The sequence below is a fragment of the Sulfitobacter sp. 1A15299 genome, assembly GCF_043556915.1.
GTDB lineage: Bacteria > Pseudomonadota > Alphaproteobacteria > Rhodobacterales > Rhodobacteraceae > Sulfitobacter.
Genome location: NZ_JBIFFJ010000010.1, coordinates 1 through 18,664 on the forward strand (window position 1 = coordinate 1; position 18,664 = coordinate 18,664).

Below are 18,664 nucleotides of genomic sequence, written 5' to 3' on the forward strand. Positions count from 1 at the left end.
TGACAGGCTTGAGCATACATACGAAAATATACTATCGCAACACTAAGTAAAACAGCGCATAATGAAGTTTATGTTAATTTCCAGGCCTCGCCATCTTGTACCACCCGCGACTCAGACAACAGCTTCTCCAGATGCGCCGCAACGTTTCGTTCTGCGGCCATTGCGATATGTGGGTCGGTTTTCTGGTAGACGGAAGCGGCGATATTCTGGACCGAATCCGGGGTGTTTGAGAGGTGGGCGAGGATCTCCGCCTCGCGACGCATGCGGTTGGAAAGCAACCGTTTGACGTAAGGTTGCGGATCCCGGAGTATAGGTCCGTGCCCCGGAAAGTAGATCCTATCGTCGCGCTCAATCAGCCGCTGTAGCTGCGCGCAGTAGTCGTGCATGTTTCCGTCAGGGGGGCTGACGATCGAACTGTTCCAACTCATAACGTGGTCGCCCGTGAAGAGCACTCCGTCAGGTCTCGCGAAACAAAGGTGGTCGCTCGCGTGACCAGGTGTGTGCAGGACGGTAAGACCGGCAATGACCTGTCCGTCCTCCAGAAACCGGTCAGGTCGAAATGCATCGTCAGGGAATGCCCGTGAGGCATAAACAGGTGCGTCTGTCCGTGCTCGCAGGGCTGGGACGACTCCAAAATGATCAGAATGGTGGTGTGTGAGCAGAATCCCGGATGGTTTGGCCCCCAAATTTTTGATGATTGCCTCGAAATGTGTACTGTCTTCTGCTGGGCCGGGGTCGATTATGAACCGACCATCAGGCGTATCAATGATGTAGCTATTTGTCCCGTGGTAGGTCATCTTTCCGGGATTGTTCGCGACGATCCTCAGAATTCCAGGGGCCAATTCGACTCCCTTCGCGCGGCAAGGCTCCGGCTCTGAGAAAAACATGCTGCTTCTTTTCATTGTGTGCGACCAGGTATTGATTGCGAACAATTTGGTTCGCACAGTTTTGCGCATTGCTCTCGCATGGCGCCGGAAACCTCAGGCTGGCGTCCGGTGCCTGTCAAATCCGGCATCGGACCATTTCAACTTATATTGGACCAAGACCGTATGAGACTGAAACAGTCTGATACAGTCTTGGGCTGGCAGTCACACAGCGCGGCGATTATGGTAAGCAGTATACAGAACTACAGCAATTGTCGCCTTCGTCAGATCCCCGAGAAGGAACGGGTAAAGACCGGCGTTCAGCAACTTTTCGCCATAGCCGACAAAGCCACCCAACCAGAACAGCCCTGCGCAATACATGAGTATCGAGCCCAAAAAGACCGCGACAGATGCTCTGAATGAAGGCCAAAGTCCTTGCAGTGCTTGAACAACCCAACCGGCAGCCGCCGCTGCAAGTGCGAAGCCTATCAGGTATCCGCCTGTGGGACCCGCAATATACGCCAGTCCGGCCGGAGCCGGAGGCGTGCCTGCGAAGACCGGCAGGCCAAGCAGACCTTCAAAAAGGTATGTCACAACAACAAGACTACTGCGCACCGGCCCCAGGAAAAGGCCCAGACCCAAGACAACCAGGGTCTGTGTAGACATAGGTACGGGGTAGAACGGCACCACGATTTTGGCGGATAGTGCCAAAAGAATTGTGCCGACGAGTATTATCGAGATTTCTCGGGTCAGTCTTGCGACTGATTGGCTTTGAGTGGTTTCCAGATTCATCTTTTTCGTCCTTGTTTCTGAAGATTGTTATTTTTTGGATAGTAAGCTCACATGCGCTTGGCGACTTCTTCCAACATGACTTCGCTCGCCCCGCCGCCGATGGCCTGCACACGGGCATCGCGTGACATGCGTTCCACCGGTGTTTCGCGCATATAACCCATGCCGCCGTGAAACTGGACGCAGTCATAAAGCACGCTGTTCACCAGTTCGCCGCAATAGGCTTTGACCATTGAGACCTCTTTCACGCAGTCACCGCCCGCGGCATCCAGACCGGCGGCGTGATAGACCAGCTGACGTCCTGCCGCGATCCGCGTCTGACAGTCGGCCAGCCGTTGGCGCACGGCCTGCTTGTCCCACAGAACGCCGCCAAAGGCCCTGCGCTGCTTGACGTAATCCACGGTCATGTCCAGCGCGGTTTGCGCTTCGGCACAGGCCATCGCACCCAGGACGATGCGTTCGTTCTGGAAGTTCTTCATCACCGAATAGAAGCCGCGGTTGACCTCGCCCAGAACGTTTTCGGCCGGGATGCGGACATCTTCGAAGATCAGTTCGGCAGTGTCCGAGCACAGCCAGCCGGTCTTGTTCAACGCCCGTCCGACCGAAAAGCCCGGCGTGCCTTTTTCGACCGCAAACATGGTGATCCCGCGCGACCCCTTGGCATCGGGATCGGTCTTGGCGCCGACAAAGTAGAGATCGCCATGCACGCCGTTGGTGATGAACATCTTGGTGCCGTTCAGCACCCAATCCGACCCGTCCCGCACCGCGCGGGTGCGCATGCCGGCCACGTCCGAGCCCGCGCCCGGCTCGGTCACGGCGACGGCGGTGATCATTTCGCCAGAGGTGATCGACGGCATCCACCGCGCCTTCTGTTCGGGCGTGCCGGCGTTTTCCAGATGCGGCGAGGCCATGTCGGTGTGGACCAGAACCGTGGCCGAGAATCCGCCGAAGGTGGATCGCCCGACCTCTTCGGCCAAAACCACGCTGGACATCACGTCCAGCCCCGCGCCGCCATACTGTTCGTCATAGCGCATCCCCAGAACGCCGAGATCACCCATCCGGCGCAGCACGTCGCGGGGCACCATGCCCTCCTCCTCCCAGGGCTCGGCCTTGGCGGTCACCTCGGTTTCGATGAACCGGCGCAGCTGGTCGCGGATCAAGTTGAGGTCTTCGTTGAACGGGCCGGAGGCCGCGGTGATGTTGTCTTGTCTGGTCATGTGTTTTCCTCTGGATCGAGTTTGATAAGTGGGGCGTGCCCGGCAACCGTGTCGCCCGGTGCACAATAGATTTCCGTCACTACGCCCGCGACCGGCGCGGGCAGGCTTTGCAACAGCTTCATGGCCTCAAGCACCACAAGCGTGTCACCGGCTTTAACGCGGTCGCCGCGTGCGACACGCACCTCGGCAACGGCGCCGGGCATGGGTGCGGACAACAGGTCAGCGACGCCAGACCCGCCGGTGGCACGTTGCAGATGCTGGTCTTCCAGCGTGCGCAGGTCTGTCGCGGTCATTCCGGCAGGGGTTTGCAGGTGCACCCGCCAGTGACCCGGCGCGCGCGAGACATAGGCGGTGCGCGAAAACGGAACCCCGTCGATGCGTCCGCTCAGACGGCATCCTGTTAAGGCGGCACTCTCGACCGCGATGGTCTGGCCGTCCAGTTGTACGGCTGTCAACACCGACCCGGAGCCGTTTACGCGGATCGGGTCGTCTTTGGTCGTCTCCCAATAGGATGCTGCACCGGGCCACCCCGCAGGGGCCGTGAGCCGCCATGACCCCAGGCTTTCCCAGGGCGACGCGCCCGCCGGGGCGAGATGCAGATGCAGCGCCATCGCGGCAAGGGCCATGTCCCGGGGATCAGCGGACGGTTCAGTCCAGCCGCCTGGAAACATCTCGGGCAGGCCTGAGGTATGGTGCCGGAACGCCTCAAAATCCGGGTGTGTCAGCAACGCGCGCTGATAGGCCAGGTTCAGACCGACGCCACCGACTGCAAAGGCATCCATTGCGACAACCGCCCGGCGGATCGCACCGGCCCGATCCGGCGCGTGGACGATCAGCTTGGCAATCATCGAATCGTAATGGTGGCTGACGACCGAGCCTGCCTCGACCCCGGTATCGAGCCGCACGCCGGCGGGCGGAGCCCAAAGGCTGATCTCGCCCGTTTCGGGGCGGAAATTCTCGGCCGGGTTTTCGGCGGCGATGCGGATTTCAATGGCGTGCCCGTCAAACTGCACATCGCCTTGCGTCAGCGCCAGCGGCTCGCCCCGCGCGATGCGCAACTGCCATTCGACCAGATCGATGCCGGTGATCGCCTCGGTCACGGGGTGTTCCACCTGCAACCGGGTATTCATTTCCAGAAAGTAGTATTCACCGCGCCCGGGGTCATAGAGGTATTCCACCGTCCCGGCGGAGCGATAGCCGATCGCCTGCGCCAACCGCACCGCTGCCGCACGCATGCGGTCGCGCACAGCCTCGGGAAGATCGGCGGCGGGGGCTTCTTCGATCAGCTTTTGGTGGTTGCGTTGCAGCGAACAATCGCGGTCGCCCAGATGCAGCACGGTGCCGTGAGTGTCGCCCAGAACCTGCACTTCGACGTGGCGGGCACGGGGTGCATAGCGTTCGAGGAACACCGCCGGATCGTCGAAGGCGCTCTGCGCTTCGGCCCGGGCAGATGCAATCGCTTCGGGTGCGTCGCCCGGATCGGAGACCAGCCGCATCCCGCGTCCGCCGCCGCCGGCGCTGGCCTTGACCAGAAAGGGGGTGCCTAGCGCCTCGGCCTCTTGCAGCAGGCGCGCGTCGGACTGATCCTCGCCTCGATAGCCGGGCAGGACGGGCACGCCTGCGGCTTCGGCGGCAGCCTTGGCCTCGATCTTGGAGCCCATCCGCGCGATAGCGTCGGGTTCCGGCCCGATGAACACAAGGCCCGCCGCCTCGACCGCCGCCGCGAAACCGGCATTCTCAGACAGAAAACCATAGCCCGGGTGCACCGCACACGCGCCCGTCGCCCGCGCGGCCTCAAGGATGGCCTCGACGTTCAAATAACTGTCCGACGGGGCGGCCCCACCGATGCAGACGGCATGATCGGCCTCGGCCACGAAGGGCGCGTCGCGGTCCGCGTCCGAAAACACCGCTACGTTTTCCAGCCCCAGTTTGCGGCACCCGCGCTGGATGCGCCGGGCAATCTCGCCCCGGTTGGCGATCAGAACGCGGGTGAAGCTCATTTCACCCGCCATGACGGAACGCCCTTGTTGATGAAACTGTTGATGCCTTCGATACCTTCCTCAGTCTCCCACGCATCGGCCAGCCGGTCGGCGGTGTAGATCATGTTGGTCTCCAGATCGTGGGACGCGACATAGGCGATCAGCGCCTTGGTATCGGCCACGGCACCCGGCGCGGCCTGAAGGTGATCATGCACCACCCGGTTCACCGTGGCGTCCAGGTCGCCCGGCGCGACAACCTCGGTCAACAGACCGATCCGCTCGGCGCGGGCCGTGTCGAACAACGCCCCCGACAGCATGGTTTCACGCGAATGCACCTTGCCGATGCGGGCCACCACATAAGGCGATATATTCGCGGGCAGAAGGCCCAGTTTTACCTCGGTCAGACCGAAGCGCGCGCCTTCGGCGCCGATGGTGTAGTCGCAGACGGAGATCATGCCGACACCGCCACCGTAAGCCGGGCCGTTGATCCTCCCGATCAAGGGTTTGGGCAGCGTGTCAAGACGGCGCAACAGCCGCGCCAGCGTGGCGCTTTGTGCGACCCTTTCACTACGGGTTTTCTCGACATTAGAGGCGAACCAGTTGAAATCGCCGCCCGCGCAGAAGCTCTTGCCCGCGCCGGTCAGGACCACAATACGCACATCGTCATCTGCAGCCAGCTTTTCGGCGGCATCGTATAGCTCTGCGATCAATTCGCCATTCAGCGCATTGTGTTTGTCGGGGCGGTTGAGCGTCAGCGTGGCGACGCCACGCGCATCGGTTTCGATAAGGATCGTGTTGTAGGTATTGGTCAACTTGAAGCCTCACATTCTGAATACAGGCGTATGGCGACCGGCTTCGGGCACCGATGTCACGATGGCCAGACACAGGCCAAGGATATCGCGGGTTTGCGCGGGTTCGATCAGCCCGTCATCCCAAAGCCGCGAGGTGGCATAATAGGGATCGGACTGTTCACCGTACTGGGCCCGAACCTGCTCCTCGATCAGCTTCATGTCGGCCTCCATCTTGCCCGGGTCGCCCCCTTTCTGGCGGCGCAGTTCCAGCATCACATTTGTGGCGATGTCGGCAGACATGGTGGCCAGTTCCGCCGTGGGCCAGGCAAAGAGAAAATTCGGGGCGAAACCACGTCCGCACATGCCGTAGTTGCCTGCCCCGTATGAGCCGCCCAAGAGGACCGACAGGCGCGGCACCTTGGCAACCGACATGGCATAGACCAGCTTGGCGCTGTCTTTGGCAATGCCGCCGCGCTCGGCTTCGGTGCCGACCATGAAGCCCGAGATGTTGTGGAGGAACAAAAGCGGGATGTTGCGTTGATCGCACATCGACACGAATTGCGCGCCCTTGAGCGAACTGTCGGACACAAGCGCCCCATTATTTGCGAGAATGCCCACTCGATAGCCGTGAATCCGCGCGGTGCCGCAGACCAGCGTCTCACCCCATCCGGGCTTGAATTCGCGGAATTCGCCGGCGTCGATCATGCGCAGCAGAACCTCGCGCATGTCATAGGGCTGTTTGCGATCGGCGCTGATGACGCCAAGCAGTTCCTCTGGGTTGCGCGCCGGCGGCGCGCAGGTTGCATCGGGACCCATCGGGCGCGACAGGCCCAGTTCGGATACGATGTCGCGCATCAGAGCAAGCGCATGATACTCGTCCTCGGCCAGATGGTCAGACACACCGGAGACGCGCGAATGCATCTCGGCCCCCCCCAATGTTTCTCCATCAACCTCTTCGTTGATCGCCACCTTGACGATCGAGGGGCCGCCCAGATGGATGCGTGCGTTGCCGCGTACCATGATGACTTCGTCCGACAGGGCCGGGATATAGGCCCCACCGGCCGTGCAGCCTCCAAAGACCGCCGAGATCTGCGGCAGGCCGCTCGCGGACATGTTGGTTTGACGATAAAAGGAATTGCCGAAATGGCGGGCATCGGGGAAAACCCGGTCCTGCTCTGGCAGATAGGCACCGCCGCAATCCACCAGATAGAGGCAGGGCAGCCGGTTCTCGGCTGCGATTTCCTGGGCGCGGATGTGTTTCTGCACGGTTTCGTGATAGAAAGACCCACCCTTCACTGTCGCATCGTTGGCGATCACAACGCAGGGCAGCCCGTGGACGATCCCGATACCGGTCACGATCCCCGCACCGGGCACCTCGCCCCCGTATTGACCGTAGGCGGCAAGCGACGACAGCTCAAGAAACGCAGTGCCCGGATCCACCAGCAGGTCGATCCGTTCGCGGACCAACAGCTTGCCGCGCTTGCGATGCCGCGCGACCATATCGGGGCGGCCGCCAGCCGTTGCTTCGGCGATCCGCGCACGCAGCGTTTCGACGCGCTCGCTTTGTGCGGCGTGGTTGCGGGTGTAGGTCTCTGATGCGGTCAGCACCGCTGTTTCAAGACGTGCCATGAAGTCAGGTATCCTGTCTTTGGAGTATCCCGTTGAGGAACACATCGGCATAGGTGCGTGACAACGCATCGGCGCTACCGCGGTCCGGGTCGAACCAATCGAGCGTGGCGTTCAATGTACCGATCAGCATCAGGCGCAGGCGACGGATATCGACGTCTTGCTTCAGCTTGCCATCTTTCTTAAGCTGGGACAGAAGACTGTCCCACTCTGCCTCATAGGCCCTGCGCGTGGGCAAGTTGGCATCCCGGACGGATTGCGGCACCTGCCCGAAAATACGCACATTCGCCGATGTATAATCGCTCACATCAATAAGCGCGCGCAGATGCGCCCGGATCGCGGCGCGCAGTACCGTTTCGCCGTCGGCATCGGCCCGCAGGTCGGTGACGGCGTCTCTCATGCTCTCGTGAACGACTCGAATCCCTGCATCAAGAACGGCCGCGACGATCTCGTCCTTGGAACCGAAATGATAATATATGCTACCCGCCTTGATCCCGGCGGCCTCGGCAATTTTTCGGAGCGAAACGGACCCGTAGCCTTGTTCGCGGAAAAGCCGCGCGGCAATGTCCAGCACCCCATCCCGTCCAACCGCGCTGCGCGATGTCTCGTTGATTTTGATTGCCGTGTTTTGTGCCATATACTTTCGTATCGCCCCAACGCCTAACTAACGCCTGTTAGGTTAATAACGCAAATGAGTAAATCGTCGTGATCGTGCCAGACTAGAGTTTGCGGAAAATTCCGCATTGGCGACCGCCAAGAGGCCGCCCAGACATTAATGTGCTTGCCCGGACCCCGTCATCGGGTCCGGGCAAATGCCTTAGATCACGAAACCGCCACCGCAGATGACGTGCTGGCCTGAAATGAAGTTCGATTCCGGCGCACAGAACAGATAGACGGCACCGGCAGCTTCTTCCGGAGTGCCGACCCGGCCCAGCGGGATCATGCGCTCCATCTGGGACAGGAGATCGGGATTCACGCCGACCTTGATCTCTTTTTCTTCGACCTTGATCGTGCTGTCGCCATCCGCGCTGCCTTCGGTCAAGCGGGTGCGAATCGGGCCGAAGGCGACGGCGTTGACGTTGACCTTATAGCGGCCCCATTCCTTGGCCATCGTCCGGGTGACCCCTAGGATACCGGCCTTTGCGGCGGAATAGTTGATCTGGCCAGCATTGCCGCCGGTCCCTGCGATGGACGAGATGTTGACCACCTTGCGGAACACCTCTTGCCCGGCGGCGGCCTCTTCCTTGGCCTTGGCGCTGATCACCGGCTGGGCAGCGCGCAGGATCTTGAAAGGTGCCGTCAGGTGGACGTCGATGATCGCCTGCCACTGTTCGTCGGACATCTTCTGAACGACGCTATCCCAAGTGTAGCCTGCGTTGTTCACGATGATGTCTAACCCGCCAAAGCTGTCCACGCCGGTCTTGATGAACCGTTCGGCAAAACCGTCTTCGGTGACGCTGCCGGCACAGACCACGGCCTCAGCTCCCATTGCGCGCACCGCCTCGGCGGTTTCATTGGCCGGATCCGCATCCAGATCGTTGATCACCAGCCGGGCCCCTTCCGAGGCCAGTTTGAGAGCGATTTCGCGGCCAATGCCCCGGCCCGAGCCCGAGACCAGCGCCACGCGCCCGTCGAGTTTTCCAGTCATATTGATTCCTCCCGAAAGGCGCTATCAGGCTTTTTCATAAAGCGTGGTGACGCAGGCCCCGCCGAGGCCCAGATTGTGCTGAAGCGCCAGACGTGCGCCATCAACCTGGCGCGCATCTGCCTGGCCGCGAAGCTGCTGAACGAGCTCGGTACATTGCGCTAGGCCGGTCGCCCCAAGCGGATGGCCTTTGGACAAAAGACCGCCCGACGGGTTGGTCACGTATTTTCCGCCGTAGGTGTTGTCGCCATCATCAACGAATTTCGCCGCTTCGCCGCGACCGCAAAGGCCAAGCGCCTCATAGGTGATAAGCTCGTTGTGGGCGAAACAGTCGTGCAGTTCGACCACATCCACGTCCTCGGGCCCGATGCCCGCGTCCTCGTAAACCTGATCGGCGGCGCGCTTGGCCATCGAAAAGCCGACCACTTCGCGCATGTCATGGGCTTCGAAAGTTTCCGGTCCGTCTGTTGTCATGGCCTGCGCCGCGATCCGAACGGAACTGTCCAATCCGTGCTTGTCGGCGAATTCCTTGGAACAAATGATCGCCGCCGCCGCGCCACAGGTTGGCGGACAGGCCATGAGCTTGGTCATGACGCCGGGCCAGACGACCTGGGCGGCCATGACATCTTCCGCCGTCACCTCCTGCCGGAACAGGGCAACCGGATTCTTCGCAGCATGTCGGCTGGCCTTGGCGCGGATCTTGGCGAAGGTCTCGACGGGTGTGCCGAACTCGTCCATATGCGCCTTGCCCGCACCGCCAAAGTACCGCAGTGCCAGCGGGATTTCGGAACGGCCAACCAGATCGTCGGTTTCACTGTCGAATGCCGCAAACGGGCTGACCCGGTCATGGAACATCGCACCGATTGCGCCGGGCTGCATCTGTTCGAACCCAAGTGCCAGAGCACATTCGACCGCGCCGCTTTCAACTGCCTGCCTGGCCAGGAACAGGGCGGACGATCCGGTCGAGCAGTTGTTGTTCACATTCAGAACCGGGATGCCTGTCATTCCGACATGGTACAGGGCGCGCTGACCGCAGGTGCTGTCGCCATAGACATAGCCAACATAGGCCTGTTGGACTTTATCATAATCCAACCCCGCGTCTGCCAGAGCGGACCGGGTCGCAGCGGTCGCCATCACATCGTAGCTTTCGGATTTTCCCGGCTTCTGGAACGGGACCATCCCAACGCCTGCAACATAGGCTTTGTCTGTCATTTCTCTCTCTCCCAAGTTCGGTCAGGCCACCCTAATCGGTCCGCCAGCCTATTTTCTACCATTTGTTAGATTTTAAATCCCAACCTTGGGAAGTGTCAATATCGCCAAGCTGTGACGTAGGGAGCTTGCGCTATTTTCTAACTTGTGTTTGTTTTCGGGCCACACGCCCTGATCGGCGGCACAATTGAGGGATTCTGGTCCCGGCGCAACCGCTGACAAGCGTTTAGCACTCAGCTTACGAAAGGTGGTCGGAATGGCATACTGTTATGAGTTCAAGGGTTTTATACCCGTCGTGCCCGAGGATACATATGTCCACCCCCAGGCCGTTCTGATCGGAAATGTCATCTTGGGTCATGGATGCTACATCGGCCCCGGAGCAAGCTTGCGGGGCGATTTCGGCAGGATCGTGATCGGGGATGGAGCCAATGTTCAGGACAATTGCATCATCCATTCCTTTCCCGGCCGCGACGCCGTGGTGGAAAGCGACGGCCACATCGGCCATGGCGCGATCCTGCACGGTTGCACAGTGGGCCGGAACGCTCTGGTCGGAATGAATTCCGTCATTATGGATGGTGTAGAGCTTGGGGCGGAATCGATTGTCGGCGCGCAGGCGTTTGTGCGTGGCGAAACCGTGATTCCGCCGCGTTCGATGGTGGTGGGATCGCCGGCAAAGGTGATCCGCGAGGTCAGCGAGAAAGAAATCGCGTGGAAAACGCGCGGCACCGCGGAATACCAGCAACTTGCGCGCGACTGTCTGGCCGGATTGACGCCGGTCGAGCCGCTGAAGGCGGTCGAGGCAAACCGGCCCGGCATGGCGGCCTCTGACGTCGTCTCCATTCAGGAGGCGCGGCGGACATCGTCCTGACCGGTCCGGGAACCGGACCGGTCAGGACTACTTCAGATTCCGAAAGCACCAGATGGAAGCGCCTTGACGCGGAACGGCACTCCCCGACCCGGTGTGCCGTCCCTCAAGCCTTTACAGACGGAAGATCCCGTAGTGCGGATCGTCGATCGGTGCATTGAGCGAGGCAGAAATCGACATGCCAAGCGCGTTGCGTGTGTCCGCCGGATCGAGGATGCCGTCGTCCCACAATTCCGAGGTCGAGGTATAAGCCTCGACATCGCGCTTGTATTTTTCCAGCACCGGTTCGCGGATCGCGGCGATTTCTTCTTCGGTCAGCTCTTTGCCTTCGCGCTGAAGCTGCCGAATCTTGACGTCCGCCATGGTATTTGCGGCCTGATCCGCCCCCATCACGCCGATCTCGGCCTGGGGCCACATGAACAGCGTGCGCGCGTCCCAGGCCCGTCCGCACATCCCGTAGTTGCCGGCCCCGTAAGACGCATTGGCGATCACGGTAAACTTCGGCACGACCGAGCCGCCCTGCGCCATCAGCATCTTGGCGCCATCCTTGGCGATGCCTCGTTCTTCGTATTCGCGGCCCACCATATAGCCGGTGATGTTCTGGAAAAAGACCAGAGGCGTGCGGTTCTGGTTGCACAACTGCATGAAATGCGCTGCCTTGAGCGAACTGTCGTTGAACAGCACCCCGTTGTTGGCAAGGATGCCGACCTTGTAACCCCAGATATGGGCAAAGCCGCAAACCATCGTGGTGCCATAGTCGGGCTGGTATTCGTGAAAGCGCGAGCCATCGACGATCCGCGCCAGAACCTCGCGCATATCAAACTGGGTTTTCCGGTCCTTGGGGATGATCCCATAAAGCTCCTTGGGGTCGTAGTATGGCTCTTCAAAAGCGGCGGTTTCGATGATCGTTTTCGGGGTGCGCATCCATTGGCTGACAATCTCGCGCGCCAGTGAAAAGGCGTGTTGTTCGGTCGCGGCGCGATAGTCGCCGGTGCCCGATACCGAGGTGTGCATGACCGCGCCGCCAAGCTCCTGAACACCGACCTCTTCGCCGGTAGCCGCCTTGACCAGCGGGGGACCGCCAAGGAAAATCGCGCCTGTGCCTTCGATGATGATGTTGTAGTCGCTCAGCGTCGGCACATAGGCACCGCCAGCCGTGCAGTGTCCGCCGACCACGGCAATCTGCGGGATATTGGCCTGGCTCAGCTTGACCTGGTTGCGGAACACCCGCCCGCCCAGATACCGGTCGGGAAACACCCCGTGCTGCAGCGGCAGGAAACCGCCCGCGCTGTCGCAGATATGGATGACCGGCAGACGGTTTTCCAGCGCGACATCCAGAAGACGCACGACCTTTTTCACGGTATGCGGATACCAGGCACCGCCCTTGACGCTGGCATCATTGGCATGAATGGCGACCTCGCGGCCTTGCACGATGCCGATCCCCGTAACCACGCCTGCGCCGGGCACCACCCCGTCATATTCACGACAGGCCGCCAGGGTTGAAAATTCCAAAAACGGAGTGCCGGGGTCCAGCAGCAGTTTCAACCGCTCGCGCACGCCCAGTTTGTTCTGGCGGGCGAGGCGGTCGATATCGCGTTGCGGACGTTCGAAACGCGCCGCGTGCTGGCGAGCGTGGAATTCCTTCAGCCGTTCAGACATGGCGGCGAAATTTGCCTTGTAGTCGGCGGCATTGGTGTCGATCTGACTTTCAATTCTGCGCATGGTCACTCCTCCTCCGGAGCCAATTGGGCCAGGATGTCTTTCAGACCAAAACTGTCGCCTTCGGCGAATGGCATTTCGGCAACGACCCCGTCGCGCGGCGCCGTCAGTGTGGTTTCCAACTTCATGCTTTCGATCACCAGAAGTGGCTGGCCTTCTTCAACCGCATCGCCGGGTTTAACCGCAACTGACACCACGACACCCGGCATGGGCGCCACCAATCGGTCGTCGCTCGCGCCACCGTCGCTTCCGGCCAGGCGTTCGGCGGGATCAACCCGCCCGACTTCGTAGGTTCGCCCGTCCATGTGCACAAAAGTTGCTTCCGGCCCCACGGCCAGTCGCAATTCGCGCACAACACCCTTGGCCCGCAGCTTGTAACCGCCCGGCAGACCCGTCGGATCCAATTGGCAGGCAACAGCGCCAGTGGGGGTGTTGAGCACGAACCGGCTGCCATCATGACCCAGCCAGCAATCAGTCTCTTCTCCGTCGATCTGAAAAATCCGTTGCATCAGTTTCTCCACCCACCCATCTTGCGGTACATTTCCGGTATCTGCATTACGTCACTCACCAGGCGCTCGTCCGATAGGGCCGCCGCCGCTATCAGCAAGTCAGAGACATCTTCGCCCGGCGCGGTTAGCGTTTCGGATTGTTCAGCCAGGAAGCCAGTTGAAACGTCACCAGAGGCGAAATCCGGATGTGCAAGGATTGCATCCAGGTAACCGGTGTTGGTCGTTACCCCGAGAATCACATAGCTTTGCACCGCGCTCCGGGCACGGGCGATGGCCTGCGCGCGATCCGGGCCATGCACGATCAGCTTGGACAACATCGGGTCGAAGTCGGTCGTTACCTTGCCGCCATCCAGAATGCCGCTGTCTACGCGGATCCCCTCGCCCTGGGGTTCGTCCAGCAGCAGGATATTGCCGATCGCGGGGCGAAAATCGGCGGTCGCATCCTCGGCACAGATGCGCAGTTCGATCGAGTGTCCGGTTTGGGGAATATCCGCCTGCACGGCGCTCAGCCCGTCGCCCGCCGCGACACGCAGCTGCTCGGCAACCAGATCAAAGCCGGTTACCATCTCGGTCACCGGATGTTCGACCTGAAGGCGGGTGTTCATTTCCAGGAAATAAAAGGCCCCATCCTGTGCATAGATGAATTCGACAGTCCCTGCCCCGCGGTATTTGACGGCGCGGGCAATTCCGGCAGCGGTCTCGCAGATCTCATCCCGTTGCTCGGGGGTCAGCGCCGGTGACGGCGTTTCCTCGATAATCTTCTGGAACCGGCGCTGGATCGAACATTCACGTTCCCAGAAATGGACCACGTTGCCCTGTCCGTCGCCCATCACCTGCACCTCGATATGGCGCGGGCGTTCGATATAGCGTTCGACGAAAAGCCGCCCGTCGCCGAAATATCGTTCGCCTTCGCGGCGCGCGGTTTCGATTTCGGTCTCCAGCGTGCTGTCCTCGCGTACGACGCGCATGCCCTTGCCGCCACCGCCGGCCGAGGGCTTGATGAGCAGCGGATAGCCAACGGCGCGGGCGCGTTCGACAAAGCTCGCCGGATCATCATCCTCGATGGCCGAGGGGGCGACGGGAAACCCGCGTTCCTCGACGAAGGCGCGGGCGCGGACCTTGTCCCCCATCAGGTCGATGACCTCGGACGTCGGGCCGACAAAGGTCACTCCGGCTTTTTCCAGCGCCGCGACAAAACCGGCATTCTCTGACAGAAAGCCATAGCCGGGATGAACCGCGTCCGCGCCGATCCCTTTGGCGGCTTCGACGATCTGAGGAATATCGAGATAGGCGGCCACGGGCGTCGGGCCGTCGATCATCACGACCTCATCTGCGATCAGATGCGCCGGCCCCTCTTGCTCGGCGACATGACGCAACACGGCAGTCGCAAGCCCGCGGGCCTTAGCGGTGCGCAACACGCGCGCCGCGATCTCGCCCCGATTGGCGACCAGGAGTTTCGAAATGGTCATGGTGTCGTCCTCTTAGTTCCGGGCCGCGGCATTCAGTCCGTCACGTGCGGCCAGATCGGCTGGCACGGGAATTTCGATATCAAGCAGCATCTGCGCGAACCCTTTGCCCTGCGGGTCTATGCGGACCGAGGCGATGCCGCCACCGCCAAGCGATTCATGCAACAGGAAATTCAGCGAATGGCTTCCAGGCAAGTCGAACCGTTCTACCCTGCCGTCGCAGACATGGGCGAAATAGTCCTTCACCACCTCTTCGCTGAGAGCCGAGCGGATATATGGTAGGTAGTCCGGCTTGCGCGCGAGGATGCCGATATTGGCGATGTCCCCCTTGTCGCCCGAGCGGCCCCAGGCCAAATCGACGAGGCGGACCTTGACAACGTCCGGACCGGGCTCGCGGCTATCTGCGGGCGGTGCGGCAGGCGGATCAAGGTGGACTGGCGTAGTGGCCACGCTCACGGGCACATCCTTGCCGTCGACCTCGACCGCGACGGGGGTTTCGGCCTTGCTCTGAAGGAAGGAAAATAGACGGACCACCGGCTGCACCTTTGGCCGTCCGGCGAAGAACCCGGTCAGACCCTGCGCGGTCGAAATCGCCATCGGTGCGATTTCGCCGGCAAAGATGTTCAGCGCGGCGCGATCGTCATGGACCGCGCCGATCTTGAGCACCACCTCGCGGGTCCGGGCGCGCGCATTTGCGCCGTAGGCCGCCTCGGCCCCCAGCACCTCGACGCTGACCTGCCGGAAATCTCCCATGTTGCGGTCGCGGAAAATCCGGCGACAGCGGGTCAGGATCGCCTCGGCCACACGTTCGGCCTTGGCGGGTGCGTCAATCGCGGCCAGTGTCAGGGTAGAGACCGCGCGCCAGCCATCGGCATGGGTCGCCGACACCTTGTAGCTGTCGGTGCGCCCAAGCCCCCTGCCGCCCTTGACCAGCACCCGGTCGGGTCCGACCTGTTCCAGGGTGACCCCGGACCAGTCGCAGATCACGTCGGGCAACAGGTAGGCGCGCGGGTCCCCGATTTCATAGAGCATCTGCTCTCCGACTGACCCGGGCACGACCAGCCCGCCGGTGTCAGGCGTCTTGGTCATGATGAAACTGCCGTCTTCGGACACCTCGACGATGGGCATGCCCATATTGTCCCAACCCGGCACGTCCTGCCAGTCGGTGAAGTTGCCGCCGGTTCCCTGGGGGCCGCATTCGATCAGGTGGCCGGCCAGCGATCCCTGGCTGAGCTTGTCCCAGTCATCGTCGCCCCAACCGTATTCATGCATCAGGGGACCAAGCGCGACCGCGCTGTCGGCGCAGCGTCCGGTGATCACGATGTCGGCCCCGGCATCCAGCGCGGCAGCGATGGGGCGGGCACCCAGATAGGCATTCATGCTCCAGATATCATCTGGAAATGCGACACCCGAGAACATTTCCGTCTGACCGTTTTTGCGAATTTCATCGGCCCTGGGCAACAGGTCATCGCCTAGCACGACTCCGACGGACAGATCGATCCCGGCCTGGGCGGCGGCTTTGGCAAGCGCATCGCTGCAGCCACGCGGGTTCACGCCCCCTGCATTGGCAACGACCTTGATCCCTTTTGCCTTGATATCCGACAACCAGGGTGCCAGCGCCTTGACGAAGTCCGGCGCATAGCCCGACTCGGGCGCTTTGGCGCGGGCCCGCGCCATCAGCGACATTGTCACCTCTGCCAGATAGTCAAACACCAGATAGTCGATCTCGCCCTTTGAGACCAGTTGACCGATCGCTTCCGGCGTATCGCCCCAGAAACCCGACGCGCATCCGATGCGCAGCTTTCGTTCCGACATATTCCTCTCCTCCCCGTTTGATCAGCGGCCCGTCCATTCGGGTTTGCGCTTCTCAATAAAGGCATCAAAGCCTTCGCGCGCGTCTTCGGTCTGCGCCACACGCGGTAACAGTGTTTCTGCAAACCGCATCTGCTGCGGATAGGTCATGTCCTCCATCGCGTGACAGGCGTATTTTCCCAGCCGGATCGCGCTCGGCGACTGCGCGGCGATCTGGGCAACCAGTTCTGCAACCTTGTCGTCCAGCCCCGCGGCATCGGTCACATAGTTGACCAGATTGAACTGCAGGGCTTCCTCGGCCGTCAGAGGAACGCCGGTGATGAACATCTCCATCAGCCTCCGCCGGGGCAGCACGCGCATCATGGGTGGCACGATCGTCATGGGAAACAGACCCACCTTCACTTCCGGCGTTCCGATGCGAGCATGATCCGCCATCACAGCCAGATCGCAGGCACAGATGATGCCCGCTCCTGCCCCCATAGCGACGCCATTGATGCGCGCGATCGTTGGCTTTCGGCACGCCTGTATCGTCTCGAACAACCTTCCGGCAAAATGATCCGGGTCCGCCGGATCCTGAACAAACGGGCCGCCATCCGCCCCCGCCTTGATGTCGCCCCCGGCACAGAAGGCGCGCTCGCCCTCGCCGGTCAGAACGATCACGCGGCAATCGCTGTCCCTCTCGGCAGCACATATGGCGGCCATGATCCCGTCTGCGACCTCACGGTTGAGGGCATTTCGATTGTCAGGACGTCGAATCGTGATACGCACTTCTTTGCCGAGCGCCTGCGATTGAACAACGCTCTCAGTCATTTCCGAAGCTCCCCCCCCCTCTGTATTGCAGGACACCGCGCTTTCTTACGTCAGGTCGTCAAAAGCTTGGCTTGATCTATTTTCTAACATATGTTTGATTTTGGTCAACACGGCGGACGACATTTTTCGGGAGGATGATATGACCACTCAAAGTGAGGCCATCTCGGCTGATCTGGAAGCCATCAGGGCGAACTATTCTTTGACTGATGAGCAACGGCAGATCGTCGATCACGTGGATCGGGTGTCGCGCGAGGTGCTACACCCACTGCAAGCGCGTATGGATGACGAGGAATGGTGGCCCGATGATCTGTTCAAGCAGATGGGCGAGCTGGGCCTGCTGGGGATTACCGCACCCGAAGAGCTTGGCGGATCGGGACAGAACGAGTTCACCCAGGCGCTGGTGTCCGAGGTGATTTCGAAGTGGAATCCGGCTGTGGGCCTCTCACACGGGGCGCATGACAACCTGTGCCTGAATAACCTGCTGCGCAATGGATCCGAAGAGCATGTGAAGAAATACGTGCCGGGCCTTTGCTCGGGCGAGCTGGTTGGTGCTTTGGGCCTGACCGAACCGGGTGCGGGATCCGATGCGCTCGGATCCATGGCCACAACTGCCCGCCGCGACGGTGATGATTATGTCATCAACGGCTCGAAGATTTACATCACCAACGGCCCCATTGCCGATGTGATCCTGCTTTATGCCAAAACCGACAAGTCGAAGGGCGCCAAGGGCATTTCTGCTTTCATCATCGAGACGGACAATCCCGGTTTCAAGGTGGCGCAAAAGCTTGACAAGATGGGCTTTCGCGGCTCGCCAACCGGAGAACTGGTGTTTGAGGATTGCCGCGTACCCGCATCCGCCATGGTTGGACCGGAAAACACCGGCGTTTCGGTGGTAATGAGCGGGTTGGATCTGGAGCGTGCTATGGTTGCCTCAGTCTGCGTTGGCATGGCCGAACGCGCCCTGGAACTAGGGCTGGAATACGCCAAGATTCGCGAACAATTCGGCAAACCGATTGCAAGTTTCCAGATGATGCAGTCGAAACTGGCCGAGATCTACACCGAGGTCGAAACCGCGCGCGCATTCGGTTATCGGGCACTGGCCGCCTGTACGGGCCTACCAAAAGGGGCCGGGGGCCGTGGCGAAATCCACAAACTGACCGCGGCGGCCTGTCTTTACGCAGGCGAGGCATTCAACAAGGCGGTGACCGAAGCCTGTCATATTCATGGTGGCTCTGGCTACATGCAGGACACCGAGATCAACCGGCTGTTCCGCGCCAACAAATTGTTGGAGATCGGCGCGGGAACAAGCGAAGTCCGCAAGATCATCATTGCCGAAGAACTTTTGCGCGCCTGAGGGGGACGAG

At 61.0% G+C, this 18,664-nt stretch carries 16 protein-coding genes; 2 read left to right on the forward strand and 14 right to left on the reverse strand.

All coding sequences use genetic code 11. The features are described from left to right. Positions 1–68: 68 nt before the first annotated feature. From ACGYK7_RS11585 to ACGYK7_RS11625, 9 genes are all read right to left on the reverse strand, one after another. Positions 69–887, reverse strand: a complete 819-nt coding sequence (locus ACGYK7_RS11585) for an MBL fold metallo-hydrolase (RefSeq protein ID WP_136340210.1) — start codon at positions 885–887, stop codon at positions 69–71. 201 nt (positions 888–1,088) lie between these two features. After that, positions 1,089–1,655 carry a biotin transporter BioY gene (locus tag ACGYK7_RS11590; protein WP_136340106.1) on the reverse strand — a complete coding sequence of 189 codons (567 nt, stop codon included), beginning with the start codon at positions 1,653–1,655 and terminating at the stop codon, positions 1,089–1,091. 47 nt (positions 1,656–1,702) lie between these two features. Next, the gene (locus ACGYK7_RS11595) at positions 1,703–2,869 is read right to left on the reverse strand and encodes an acyl-CoA dehydrogenase family protein (protein WP_152467144.1); all 1,167 of its coding nucleotides are present in this window, start codon (positions 2,867–2,869) and stop codon (positions 1,703–1,705) included. Continuing rightward, positions 2,866–4,881: a biotin carboxylase N-terminal domain-containing protein gene (locus tag ACGYK7_RS11600; protein ID WP_276155040.1), complete on the reverse strand. Its 2,016-nt coding sequence runs from the start codon at positions 4,879–4,881 to the stop codon at positions 2,866–2,868. Before ACGYK7_RS11600 ends, ACGYK7_RS11595 begins: the two co-directional genes overlap by 4 nt. Then, positions 4,866–5,660, reverse strand: coding sequence for a crotonase/enoyl-CoA hydratase family protein (locus tag ACGYK7_RS11605; RefSeq protein WP_028288551.1), 795 nt, complete (start codon positions 5,658–5,660; stop codon positions 4,866–4,868). The genes ACGYK7_RS11600 and ACGYK7_RS11605 overlap by 16 nt, the downstream gene beginning before the upstream one ends. Before the next feature lie 9 nt (positions 5,661–5,669). Next, complete coding sequence (locus tag ACGYK7_RS11610; RefSeq protein WP_043753606.1) at positions 5,670–7,268, reverse strand: acyl-CoA carboxylase subunit beta; 1,599 nt, start codon at positions 7,266–7,268, stop codon at positions 5,670–5,672. 4 nt (positions 7,269–7,272) lie between these two features. Beyond that, positions 7,273–7,902 carry a TetR/AcrR family transcriptional regulator gene (locus ACGYK7_RS11615; protein WP_394402413.1) on the reverse strand — a complete coding sequence of 210 codons (630 nt, stop codon included), beginning with the start codon at positions 7,900–7,902 and terminating at the stop codon, positions 7,273–7,275. Between the two features lie 180 nt (positions 7,903–8,082). Then, a complete protein-coding gene (locus ACGYK7_RS11620) occupies positions 8,083–8,913 on the reverse strand; it encodes an SDR family NAD(P)-dependent oxidoreductase (RefSeq protein ID WP_027264429.1) in 831 nt (276 codons plus the stop codon). 24 nt (positions 8,914–8,937) lie between these two features. Continuing rightward, the gene (locus ACGYK7_RS11625) at positions 8,938–10,122 is read right to left on the reverse strand and encodes a lipid-transfer protein (RefSeq protein WP_152467141.1); all 1,185 of its coding nucleotides are present in this window, start codon (positions 10,120–10,122) and stop codon (positions 8,938–8,940) included. A gap of 253 nt (positions 10,123–10,375) precedes the next feature. On the opposite strand from ACGYK7_RS11625, the gene ACGYK7_RS11630 reads away from it, so the two are divergent. Continuing rightward, entirely contained in the window at positions 10,376–10,987 is a 612-nt protein-coding gene (locus tag ACGYK7_RS11630) for a transferase hexapeptide repeat family protein (RefSeq protein WP_043753615.1), read from the forward strand. 111 nt (positions 10,988–11,098) lie between these two features. On the opposite strand, the gene ACGYK7_RS11635 is transcribed toward ACGYK7_RS11630, so the two are convergent. From ACGYK7_RS11635 to ACGYK7_RS11655, 5 genes are read right to left on the reverse strand one after another with little or no spacing between them, the layout of a single operon-like run. Then, positions 11,099–12,706, reverse strand: coding sequence for an acyl-CoA carboxylase subunit beta (locus tag ACGYK7_RS11635; RefSeq protein ID WP_043753618.1), 1,608 nt, complete (start codon positions 12,704–12,706; stop codon positions 11,099–11,101). A 2-nt stretch (positions 12,707–12,708) separates the two neighbouring features. After that, positions 12,709–13,212 (reverse strand): acetyl-CoA carboxylase biotin carboxyl carrier protein subunit, encoded by a 504-nt coding sequence (locus ACGYK7_RS11640; protein WP_232237131.1) that lies wholly within the window; start codon positions 13,210–13,212, stop codon positions 12,709–12,711. Beyond that, entirely contained in the window at positions 13,212–14,681 is a 1,470-nt protein-coding gene (locus ACGYK7_RS11645; RefSeq protein ID WP_136340206.1) for an acetyl/propionyl/methylcrotonyl-CoA carboxylase subunit alpha, read from the reverse strand. The genes ACGYK7_RS11640 and ACGYK7_RS11645 overlap by 1 nt, the downstream gene beginning before the upstream one ends. Positions 14,682–14,693: 12 nt before the next feature. Next, positions 14,694–16,493, reverse strand: coding sequence for an acyclic terpene utilization AtuA family protein (locus ACGYK7_RS11650; protein ID WP_152467139.1), 1,800 nt, complete (start codon positions 16,491–16,493; stop codon positions 14,694–14,696). A gap of 21 nt (positions 16,494–16,514) precedes the next feature. Next, a complete protein-coding gene (locus ACGYK7_RS11655; RefSeq protein ID WP_043753629.1) occupies positions 16,515–17,300 on the reverse strand; it encodes an enoyl-CoA hydratase-related protein in 786 nt (261 codons plus the stop codon). Positions 17,301–17,394: 94 nt separating this feature from the next. Here ACGYK7_RS11655 and ACGYK7_RS11660 point away from each other — a divergent pair, with 94 nt between their 5' ends. After that, positions 17,395–18,654 carry an acyl-CoA dehydrogenase family protein gene (locus ACGYK7_RS11660; RefSeq protein ID WP_276155041.1) on the forward strand — a complete coding sequence of 420 codons (1,260 nt, stop codon included), beginning with the start codon at positions 17,395–17,397 and terminating at the stop codon, positions 18,652–18,654. Positions 18,655–18,664 lie beyond the last annotated feature (10 nt).

Excerpts from the sequence above, each read along its gene's own strand:
- ACGYK7_RS11585 (WP_136340210.1), bottom strand. The coding sequence starts at position 887 with ATGTTTTTCTCAGAGCCGGAGCCTTGCCGCGCGAAGGGAGTCGAATTG.
- ACGYK7_RS11590 (WP_136340106.1), bottom strand. The coding sequence starts at position 1,655 with ATGAATCTGGAAACCACTCAAAGCCAATCAGTCGCAAGACTGACCCGA.
- ACGYK7_RS11595 (WP_152467144.1), bottom strand. The coding sequence starts at position 2,869 with ATGACCAGACAAGACAACATCACCGCGGCCTCCGGCCCGTTCAACGAA.
- ACGYK7_RS11600 (WP_276155040.1), bottom strand. The coding sequence starts at position 4,881 with ATGGCGGGTGAAATGAGCTTCACCCGCGTTCTGATCGCCAACCGGGGC.
- ACGYK7_RS11610 (WP_043753606.1), bottom strand. The coding sequence starts at position 7,268 with ATGGCACGTCTTGAAACAGCGGTGCTGACCGCATCAGAGACCTACACC.
- ACGYK7_RS11615 (WP_394402413.1), bottom strand. The coding sequence starts at position 7,902 with ATGGCACAAAACACGGCAATCAAAATCAACGAGACATCGCGCAGCGCG.
- ACGYK7_RS11620 (WP_027264429.1), bottom strand. The coding sequence starts at position 8,913 with ATGACTGGAAAACTCGACGGGCGCGTGGCGCTGGTCTCGGGCTCGGGC.
- ACGYK7_RS11625 (WP_152467141.1), bottom strand. The coding sequence starts at position 10,122 with ATGACAGACAAAGCCTATGTTGCAGGCGTTGGGATGGTCCCGTTCCAG.
- ACGYK7_RS11630 (WP_043753615.1), top strand. The coding sequence starts at position 10,376 with ATGGCATACTGTTATGAGTTCAAGGGTTTTATACCCGTCGTGCCCGAG.
- ACGYK7_RS11635 (WP_043753618.1), bottom strand. The coding sequence starts at position 12,706 with ATGCGCAGAATTGAAAGTCAGATCGACACCAATGCCGCCGACTACAAG.
- ACGYK7_RS11640 (WP_232237131.1), bottom strand. The coding sequence starts at position 13,212 with ATGCAACGGATTTTTCAGATCGACGGAGAAGAGACTGATTGCTGGCTG.
- ACGYK7_RS11645 (WP_136340206.1), bottom strand. The coding sequence starts at position 14,681 with ATGACCATTTCGAAACTCCTGGTCGCCAATCGGGGCGAGATCGCGGCG.
- ACGYK7_RS11650 (WP_152467139.1), bottom strand. The coding sequence starts at position 16,493 with ATGTCGGAACGAAAGCTGCGCATCGGATGCGCGTCGGGTTTCTGGGGC.
- ACGYK7_RS11655 (WP_043753629.1), bottom strand. The coding sequence starts at position 17,300 with ATGACTGAGAGCGTTGTTCAATCGCAGGCGCTCGGCAAAGAAGTGCGT.